This is a genomic window from Okeania sp. SIO2F4 (genome assembly GCF_010672385.1).
Classification (GTDB): Bacteria; Cyanobacteriota; Cyanobacteriia; order Cyanobacteriales; family Microcoleaceae; genus Trichodesmium.
The window spans coordinates 1-9551 of the sequence record NZ_JAAHGT010000325.1; the positions used below are offsets into that span (position 1 = coordinate 1).

The 9551-nt window shown below is 34.0% G+C and carries 8 protein-coding genes and 1 pseudogene; 7 read left to right on the forward strand and 2 right to left on the reverse strand.

Features of this window, described 5'->3' with window-relative positions:
• Window positions 1-259 precede the first annotated feature (259 nt).
• The 3 genes from F6K22_RS20150 (at window position 260) to F6K22_RS20160 (ending at window position 1214) form a co-directional block, all read left to right on the forward strand.
• Window positions 260-433, forward strand: coding sequence for a DUF6888 family protein (locus F6K22_RS20150; RefSeq protein WP_293101741.1), 174 nt, complete (start codon window positions 260-262; stop codon window positions 431-433).
• A complete protein-coding gene (locus F6K22_RS20155; RefSeq protein WP_293101744.1) occupies window positions 433-642 on the forward strand; it encodes a DUF6887 family protein in 210 nt (69 codons plus the stop codon). Before F6K22_RS20150 ends, F6K22_RS20155 begins: the two co-directional genes overlap by 1 nt.
• Window positions 643-1139: 497 nt before the next feature.
• Complete coding sequence (locus F6K22_RS20160; RefSeq protein ID WP_293101760.1) at window positions 1140-1214, forward strand: hypothetical protein; 75 nt, start codon at window positions 1140-1142, stop codon at window positions 1212-1214.
• Window positions 1215-1274: 60 nt separating this feature from the next.
• On the opposite strand, the gene F6K22_RS20165 is transcribed toward F6K22_RS20160, so the two are convergent.
• Window positions 1275-1991, reverse strand: a complete 717-nt coding sequence (locus F6K22_RS20165; RefSeq protein ID WP_293101747.1) for an O-methyltransferase — start codon at window positions 1989-1991, stop codon at window positions 1275-1277.
• Between the two features lie 305 nt (window positions 1992-2296).
• Between F6K22_RS20165 and F6K22_RS20170 the strand changes: the two are divergent.
• Window positions 2297-2471, forward strand: a pseudogene (locus tag F6K22_RS20170) (IS1 family transposase); the annotation flags it as partial.
• Window positions 2472-2499: 28 nt separating this feature from the next.
• On the opposite strand, the gene hpsE (F6K22_RS20175) reads toward F6K22_RS20170, so the two are convergent.
• A complete protein-coding gene (gene hpsE, locus F6K22_RS20175; protein ID WP_293101750.1) occupies window positions 2500-3600 on the reverse strand; it encodes a hormogonium polysaccharide biosynthesis glycosyltransferase HpsE in 1101 nt (366 codons plus the stop codon).
• Window positions 3601-4625: 1025 nt separating this feature from the next.
• Here hpsE (F6K22_RS20175) and htpG point away from each other — a divergent pair.
• From htpG to hpsE (F6K22_RS20190), 3 genes are all read left to right on the forward strand, one after another.
• Window positions 4626-6635: a molecular chaperone HtpG gene (gene htpG, locus F6K22_RS20180; protein ID WP_293101752.1), complete on the forward strand. Its 2010-nt coding sequence runs from the start codon at window positions 4626-4628 to the stop codon at window positions 6633-6635.
• A gap of 525 nt (window positions 6636-7160) precedes the next feature.
• Window positions 7161-7397, forward strand: coding sequence for a 50S ribosomal protein L28 (gene rpmB, locus F6K22_RS20185; RefSeq protein ID WP_293101755.1), 237 nt, complete (start codon window positions 7161-7163; stop codon window positions 7395-7397).
• Between the two features lie 1535 nt (window positions 7398-8932).
• Window positions 8933-9551: hormogonium polysaccharide biosynthesis glycosyltransferase HpsE (gene hpsE / locus F6K22_RS20190; RefSeq protein ID WP_293101758.1), on the forward strand; the 619-nt coding region annotated here is incomplete at its 3' end.

The following is a 9551-nucleotide window of genomic DNA, read 5'->3' on the forward strand; positions in this document are numbered from 1 at the left end:
TCAATGAGTCTAGGGGTCATTTCAGTTATCAGTTATCAGTACCTCGCAGCTAAAGCTAGAGCCTTGAAATACTGAAGTTGATTTTTTTCATCCCCTTGAAAGTGGAGGCGCATACCCCAATTTTTCAGTAATTGGTTAAAAGTTAATAAATAACAGTGCGAGCTTCTAGCTCGCCAGTATAATTAAATGATAAATTTTAGATTAGGAAAATAGAAAAGTTATGAAATTAACAGCAACATAACAATATGAGGTAAACAACTTGCCAACTGCTGAACAAAGTATTAGATGTGTCATACTCTGTCAATCTTTAACTAATACATTCACTCCTATTTTTCTTGTTCGTTTAGACGAGCGAACGGGTAATTTATTTATCTTAGCAGGAGATAACATAGAGATAGAAATATATCCCGATGGTATTTGGAGATTTTTATAATGAAGCTAGATTTTAATAGCATGAAGAAAACCCAACTTAGAGCTTATGTTATTGCTCATCCTAATGATAAAGCAGCATTTCATATATTTGTAGATCGCTTTACCTCTGAAGCTCCAACTGAGACTTTTGATCTTCCAAAATCAATTGCTGAAGTTGAAGAAGTTGATATTTTGATTAGAAAAAAATTAGAACAACTCAAAAAAAATTAGATGCACAAATTATAGAGGTATGGTCTGATTGAGTATTCCTTCTCGAAAAGGTTCAATAAAAATAATGATTATCTGCTTAACTAATTTTGATGTTAATTTAACAATAATGAACCAAAAATAATGCGATGATTACCCTAAATATAGATGAATTAAACAAAACTTATCAGAGTTTATTAAACTGATTCAATAAGGTAATAAATTAATCATTACCCACGCTGATAAACCTATTGCTGAAGTTACAATTCCTGCAAATCAACACCAAAAAAAATCTCATCCTATTGGTTTACGTGTAGGTGAATTTGTTGTACCAGATGACTTTAACGATCCTCTTGCTGAAGAAATTATTAACCTGTTTACCAATCCATGAAAATACTCTTAGATACTCATATCTTTCTCTGGTTTATTACTAAAAGTAAACGACTTTCAGGAATGGGAAAATTTTGATTCAGCACAATACAACAGAAATGGATATTGCTGAAGAATAGGTGAATTTAGGAGTGCCAAAACATAATATTGTTATTGGTTTCCATTCACCTTTTAAGAGACAATTTACAGAAGATGCGGTTAATTAGTAAGTAGTAATTTTTTCATACTCATAGTTTGATGTGAAGAAAGCATAAAGTCAACAACTTTCACCAAAGCAGCGGATTAAAATGTTTTCCTTTAAAAGCTACTGAAGTTACATCGCTAAAATTAATAAACCGAAGTTTGTAATCTTTTTGCCACTTTTTCATAGCTATTTGTTCGCCATTTCTGTTAGAATCATCTAAAAAGACAGCATAATTATCAGCTAATAATTTTTCTTTAACTAAAAAGGGTAAAGCTGGAAAGCGAGAAAGACTATTCTTTTTAGTTCCTGCTTTCGGGCCGTCTACAAGTATAATATCAAACTTAGTATCACTAAATTTATCTTGGATTTTTTCACTATACCACGGAGTTTTTTCCAAAGCTAAAGAGGTAGGCTCTAATGGTGCATAAATAAGTTTAACAAAGTCAGTAAGATTTTCTTTTCTAAGAGCTGTTTCTAAGATATCCAAATATTTACTATCGCTTTCTGCTGTAAATAATTGAAAATTTAGATTATTCAGTTTGGCAAATTTAGCACAAGAGATTGTTGATATACCTCCACCAAATTCAATCATGTATTTTCTTTGGTTGATTTGTATATCATTTAATATACAAGCTAGAGTATGGGGATTAACAGAAAAACCTGTGATCGGAAAATAGTTTGTACTATCTGGCAAAAAATCACTGATTAACTGAAGTGCTAGATTATCTCGTTGAATTTGTCTAGACTGACCAAAGAAAACTTTTGAGCGATTGAAAATTTGTTGTATTTTATTAATCATGCTACTCCTTTAAGAACAAAACATAGTATAGAGAACTCAAAAATTTTGATTTCACAAATAAATTCAAAGTGTTTTTCTGAGCAGATCTAATATTGACTTGAGAAATTCTATTCCTGACTCTGGTATTACTAATTTGATTTTTTCTTTCATTAATTAGTTCATCCTTTCAAATATCTATCTAGATAATCATATTCTAGAGTTTTATTGAGAGATGGATTGTCCTTATTGTCAAAGCCATAAAGTAGTGAAAAATAGTCATCGTTAGGGAACATAGAGTTATCTCTGTTGCGACTGTGGTAGTCAATGTAAGCAAAACAGAGATGACAAGAGTAGAAGGAGAAAACTGCCATCTTAGAAACCCTGACAGCTAGGTTACATCGCAAAACTTTGTGCTAGTCCAAGTCTATTTATGTGTTGTACAGATTAATTAGCTTGCCGATGTATTATTTGAAGCATGGGCTAATTCCTCAATTCTCCTAATCATTCGCCACTGTGCAACGCCAGATAATTAGTTTATATGTTTGTGGTGTTGGTAATTTTGGCCATAATTTCTATGGAAATGACGATTGTCTAGCTCCCAATTTAAAAGCATTTTATATTTTACAAATTTAGATTTCATAGCTTGATTCACCAATGCCATTTTTCTCAACAACTGTACCTTCCATAGATAAAATGGACTGACTAAAATACTTAATAATAGTGCCATTTCACAAGCAGCAACTGTATCAGTTTTCAGCAAACTATAGTTTTTAATAAAGTAAAATAGAGCTTTTCGAGAATCATTAACTAAATAAGCCAAAAATCCTAGAGGTTTTTGCCAAAGTTTAAGTCTCATCATTCTAATATGATTTCTGTGTAATCCTGAACCACTTACTAGAGATACTAAATAATTTCGTTCCAATCTCCAATGAGGTATCTGATGATAGATATGCATTTCTGGATTGTACCAAATTTGCCATCCTGCATTTTGTATATGAGATAAAATTTCTATATCTTCTCCCTTAAGTGCCAAAGATTTTCCAGCAGGTCCTGTAAGGAATAAATTTTTAGGAACATTTTCTAGCCATGCTTTTTTCGAAATAACTATACCAGCTCCTGGTGGTAAAACTTTTTTCTTATGTTCGTTATAGGAAAAAGCTTTTTTACCTCGTTCAATAATTGCCAAATAAGGAGCTATTTTTTTAAAGTTCTTAGGTGGTTCAACTTCAAATTCCCCATGAATTTGTCCTCCATAAGCACCAGCTTGAGGATGCAATTTAGCAAAAGCATAAGCTTGAGCAACCCAGTCAGGTGCAGGTAAATTATCATCATCCAAAAAACCAACATAAGTACCTTGTGCTTTTTCCATTGCTGTTTTTCTAGCAATTGATGCTCCTTGTTGAGGTTCTAGGAAATATTTGATAGGAAACTTTTCCTGCCAATTAAATTGATAATTAGCGATTATCTGAGCTGTATTGTCCTTACTATTATTATCAACTATAATAATTTCCCAGTTTATTTCTGCCGTTCCCTCTTGAACTTTTAGTTTATCTATTATATCAGGTAAACGCTTTGCTGCATTGTATGCTCGAATTGCAACAGTAAAATCATACTGATTTTTTTCCATCATATTTTATCCTTAAAGTGAGGAATAAATTTAATATAACAGCTTCCCCTTGTTATCAGCTACAGTAATAATACTGAAATATTGAGGAAACCAGTTAGTTTTTTAAATGTTAATAATTCATTAACTTCAGTATAATATTCGATGATTGTATCAACCATTTCTACTCTCTGTTTTAGAAAAATAATGACAATCGGGAATATCTTTTGCCTCCATACCTAATTCCCTAAAACCATAGATATATTTACATCATAAATTGGCAAACTTTTTTCATTAATGGATAATGGATAATTACCTCTGGTTGAAACCGAGAGGATTGAATACAAGGAAATACCCTAGCACTTTTTTTCCCCTTGAAAGGGGAGGCAGAGTAAGCTGAATTATTTAATTAATAATTAATAATTATTAATTATTCGGTAAGTTAAGATTAAATACTTTTATGTAAGTAGGTAGGCACGAAAAAGCTTAACTATATTAGTTTTTGTAAACTAACTCCAAGCTCCTCCAAACATTTGAGTTGAGGGGTTATTTACATTTTGTTACATAGCGACAAATTTTAATGCCTACCTACTTATGTTTAAAATTGTTTATGCTATTGTTATCAACTATAATAATTTATCAGTCTATTTCTTTGACTTTATATTAATGAGAAAAAAAATCCTCTTGTTTTGAAGAAGAGGTAATTGTTAATTGCTTATTTATTCCTAGGTAGTGAAATCCGAATCAGATGTTTGGTGCAATCCCTGTTTAAAAAAAAGACTCCATAAATCACAATTATTAAATAGTATTGAGCAATGAGTCTAGGGGTCATTTAAGTTATCAGTTATCAGTACCTCGCAGCTAAAGCTAGAGCCTTGAAATACTGAAGTTGATTTTTTTCATCCCCTTGAAAGGGGAGGCGCATACCCCAATTTTTCAGTAAATGGCCAGAATACTTCTCTAATTTTATATCTATTAAGAGACAACAAACCTGGATAAGTAGCTTAATGCTCGACTCAAATTAATTCCCATAGATAAAATAGATAAACACTATGAGTACAACACTGGAAAAAGGTAAAATCAGTATCCATACTGAAAATATATTCCCTATTATCAAAAAATCTCTTTATACCGACCATGAAATTTTCTTAAGGGAATTAGTATCTAATGGTGTAGATGCCATTGCTAAACTCAAAATGGTGGCTCGAACCGGAGAGTATAGTGGTGATGTTACTAATCCAGAAATAGAAATCAAAATAGATAAAGATAATCAAACTCTTTCCATTACTGATAATGGTATTGGGATGACTGTTGATGAAATCAAAAAATACATTAATCAAGTTGCTTTCTCCAGTGCTGAAGAGTTTATTGAAAAGTATAAAGGTAGCGAGAATGACGCTATTATCGGTCACTTTGGTTTGGGTTTCTACTCATCTTTCATGGTTGCGAAAAAGGTAGAAATTGATACCCTTTCCTATCAAGAAGGAGCAGAAGCTGTTCATTGGAGTTGTGACGGTTCTCCAGAATTTGAACTATCAGATTCGACTCGTACAGAACGAGGTACAACTATTACCTTAACTCTCCAAGATGATGAAAAAGAATATCTGGAAACAACTCGCATTCAACAGTTGATTAAAACCTACTGTGATTTTATGCCAGCAGCAATAAAATTTGAAGGGGAAGTAGTTAATAAACACAAAGCAATCTGGCGAGAATCTACTCAAAATGTCACTCAAGAAGACTACCTAGAACTATATCGTCATCTCTATCCTTTCCAAGAAGAGCCTCTCTTATGGGTACATCTTAATACTGATTATCCTTTTATTGTTAATGGCATTCTTTATTTTCCCAAATTAAAGCCAGATGTAGATGTTACTCAAGGCAATATTAAACTGTTCTGTAATCAAGTATTTGTCACCGACCATTGTGAAGAAATTATTCCTAAATTCTTGATGCCTTTACGAGGAGTAATTGATAGTACAGATATTCCTCTAAACGTTTCTCGGAGTTCTTTATTAAGTAATCGAACTGTCAGAAGAATCGCAGATTATATAGCCAAAAAAGTAGGCGATCGCCTCAAAGAACTTTATCGCGATGAACGGGATAAATATATTAGTGGTTGGCAAGATGTCGGTACTTTTGTTAAGTTTGGCGCTCTCAATGACGATAAGTTTAAAAAGCAAGTAGAAGATATTATAATTTTCCGCACCACAGCTCAACTAAAGGAAGGAGAAAAAACAGAAACTGACGCTAAACCAGCAGTAGAAGTACAAGCAGAAGGAGAAGATGTTTGGCAAGAAGTAACTCCAGAAACTTCTGAAACTAAAAATACTGACGAACAAGGTTTTTATTACACAACTCTCAAAGAATATTTAGAACGTAATAAAGAACGTCACGAAAATCGGGTTTATTATTGTACCGAACCTGCTTCCCAAGCAACTTATGTAGAGCTACATAAAAACCAAGGATTAGAAGTTTTATTCCTTGACTCTTTCATAGATACTCACTTTATTAGTTTCCTAGAAAGAGAATATCAAGACGTTAAATTTTCCAGAGTAGATTCCGATCTAGACGAAACATTAATTGACAAAGAAAATCAATCAGAAATAGTTGACCCAACCACAAATAAAACTCGCAGCGAACAAATTAAAGAATTATTTGAAAAAGCACTAAATAAACCCAAGGTAAATGTTAAAGCACAAGCATTAAAATCAGAAGATGCCAAAACTACTCCTCCAGCAATGGTATTATTACCAGAAGCAATGCGAAGGTTACGGGATATGACTGCTATGTTACAACAGGAAAAAACAGAATTTCCCGAAGACCACGTTTTGTTAGTTAATACAGCTCATCCACTAATTCAGAATCTTTCTAATATTAGTCAAGGTAGTATTATTCAGGGTAGTGGTGAGTCTCCCTCATCAGAATTAGCCAAAGAAATCTGTCATCATGTTTACGATTTAGCTTTAATGGCACAAAAGGGTTTTGATGCTGAGGGTATGAAAGAATTTGTTGAACGGTCTAATGAGGTCTTGACTAAGTTAACCGAAAAAGCATTATAAGCATTATCAAAGAGAAGAGGGTCAGCTTCATAGTCATCTCCAGAGGTAATGAGAAACAGATATTTCACTCCCCCTGTGGTCATATCTAATCTTAGTAGTGGGAGTTATAGCTGAAGTCAGAAGTAGGGGCGAATGGCCATTCGCCCTTAGATTCTTTTTGTAACTAAATTTGAGAGGAGCGAGAATATCCGTGCTAGTAATGACGACTGCTATAAATATTACTCTTCTGTAATAGAAGGATTGGGTAAAAGGAATTTTTTTTCTTCTCAAGGGGAGATTGGATATGGCGCACTTCGGAGCGGCTCTGTCAAGAGCGGGAGACCTCGCCATCCCATCCTAGGTCATGCTGCCTCTTTCAGAGGAGCTTCCCTAACGCAAACGACCGCTTTTTCTCCATGAATGGAAAGGCTTTACACCTGAATTTTTTGGTAACTGTTAACTAGGTTCCTCCCCAGGAGGCTAACTGATAACTTAAATGACTTATATAATAAAAAGGTTGTCAACACAAGATCGAAGGACAAACTTATGAGTCGTAAATGTCAATTGACTGGAAAAAAAGCTAATAATGGCTATGCAGTTTCCCACTCCCACATTCGTACCCACAAATTACAGCATGCAAATCTCCAATGGAAAAGAGTGTGGTGGCCTCAAGGTAATCGTTGGGTCAAGCTAAAATTATCTACCAAAGCAATTAAAACTTTGGAACACAAAGGCATACAAGCTATGGCCAAGGAAGCTGGCATTAACTTGAATAAGTGCTAATATCTTTCTTTCTTTACCAAAAAATGAGGGTATGCGCCTCCCCTTGGATAGGGGATGAAAAAGCGGTCCTTGGATGGCGAGGTTTCCGTTCCCTCCGGGACGCTACGCGAACGCTTGCCTCCAATCGACCAAGAGAAATATTCAATTCAGTATTTTCAAGCCTCCGGCTTTAGTTGGGGGTACTGATAACTGATAACTGATAACTGATAACTGATAACTGAAATGACTCCTCTAATTTAGCCCTGTCCCGATCAACTTTAGGATAGGGCTATTTATTAATTTTTTCCTGGGATTTTATAGCGCTACTTGAATCGGGAATAGGGAATAGGTCAGAGGGAATAGTAGACTAATAAAGGGTTTTAGGATTTAGAAATGTCAAGAGCCTTAATGCGTAGCACTATAGCTTCTGAATCTACCTCAAACAGCAGAATCTAATACCAAATCTCGCCCATTCTTACCGAAAAATTAATAATTAATAATTAAATGATTCGCGCCTTGAAGCCTCCCCTTGGATAGGGGAAAACAAAGAAAATATTCCTTATATTCAATCCTCTCGGGTTTTAACCCGAGGTAATTATCAATTATCCATTATCCATTATCCATTAATGAATACATCTTCTTGATAGGAGGGAGTAGGGAGTGGGGTTCAAAGACATAAGATTAAGATACATTCACTCTTTAGCAAATATACTTAGAAGCTAGTGAACTACTAGAAAAATTAGGTTGTTGCTAGAGAGGCTCGCCAAGGATTTCAAATTCTTGTCTCATGCCAAAGTTATCTCAAGAGGACTTTAATATAAGTCTATTTTATAGATATTAGACTTATCCCTTTATATCCTACTATTATGTACCTGAAAAGTTAGGAGTCAGGAGTTATACTAAATCCGGTTATCATACACATTTTATTTTTATAGCCTAAATCCTTGGTAAAAATATATTTAGTCGATATTTAAAAAGGGGTTTTGAAAACACGATTTGGTATCAGAAGTCAGGAGAAAATCATGGTGGTCATAATTAAGTAAACAATTAAGTATTTATCTTAATATTTTCTTGAGAATCTGACTCCTGAGAAAGGTGAATTAAGATGATTTATATAATATAAATACTTACCAAGCTACGGATTTTTATACTACTTTTAATGTTACAATTTTACCTGCGGAATTTGAGTTGTAACGATTGTGGCTATTGGCAAGTAAAAATGCTGGGAATTATTACTTTGTCTATATTGGCTCGATTTTTTCCCTCTATTTACGGACAACTATATTATCGATGGCTCCTGAAAATTAAGTTCTGGAAAATTTAGAGGTATTTGTTTCCTGTTCAATCTTAAATGTTGGCAGAAAACCCTTACCATAAGGATATTATTGGGGTCGGGAGGATGTCAAATTTGCTCGATAGACAATTCCAAAACCTTTATTTTTGCGTAGAAAACTGTAGATTAAATTAGGAATTTACGAAGATATGCTGTTGTCAGATTAGGATAATATTGGGTATATTCTAAACATAAAATTACTGAATTTAGGATCTAAATCATTATGACTGATTTTACTGTCGCAATCCCTACATATAATGGCGCTGAAAGATTACCATTAATTCTAGATAAATTACGCTCTCAAGTCAAGAGAGATGGACTATCTTGGGAAGTTATTGTTGTAGATAACAACAGCCAAGACAGCACGCAAAAAGTAGTTAGAGAATATCAAAAAAACTGGCTTCAGGAAATTCCATTAAAATACTGTTTTGAAGAAAAACAAGGTGCAGGATTTGCTAGAAAAAAAGCAGTAATAGTATCCAATTCACCTTTAATTGGTTTCCTGGATGATGATAATCTTCCTGCACAAGATTGGGTGGCATCAGCTTATGAATTTGCTCAAAAACATCCCAAAGCAGGAGCTTATGCTAGTCAAATTCATGGAGATTTTGCCGGAGAATTACCACCTAATTTTGATCGAATTAAACCATTTTTTGCCATTACTGAAAGAGGCAATGAACCATTACTCTATAAACCTGCTATGAAGGTCATACCTCCTTCCGATGGATTAGTAGTCCGTCGGGAAGCCTGGTTAGAAAATATTCCAGAACACTGCATATTAACTGGTAGAAAACCAGGTTCAATGTTAACTGCTGAAGATACAGAAACTATTAGTTATATTC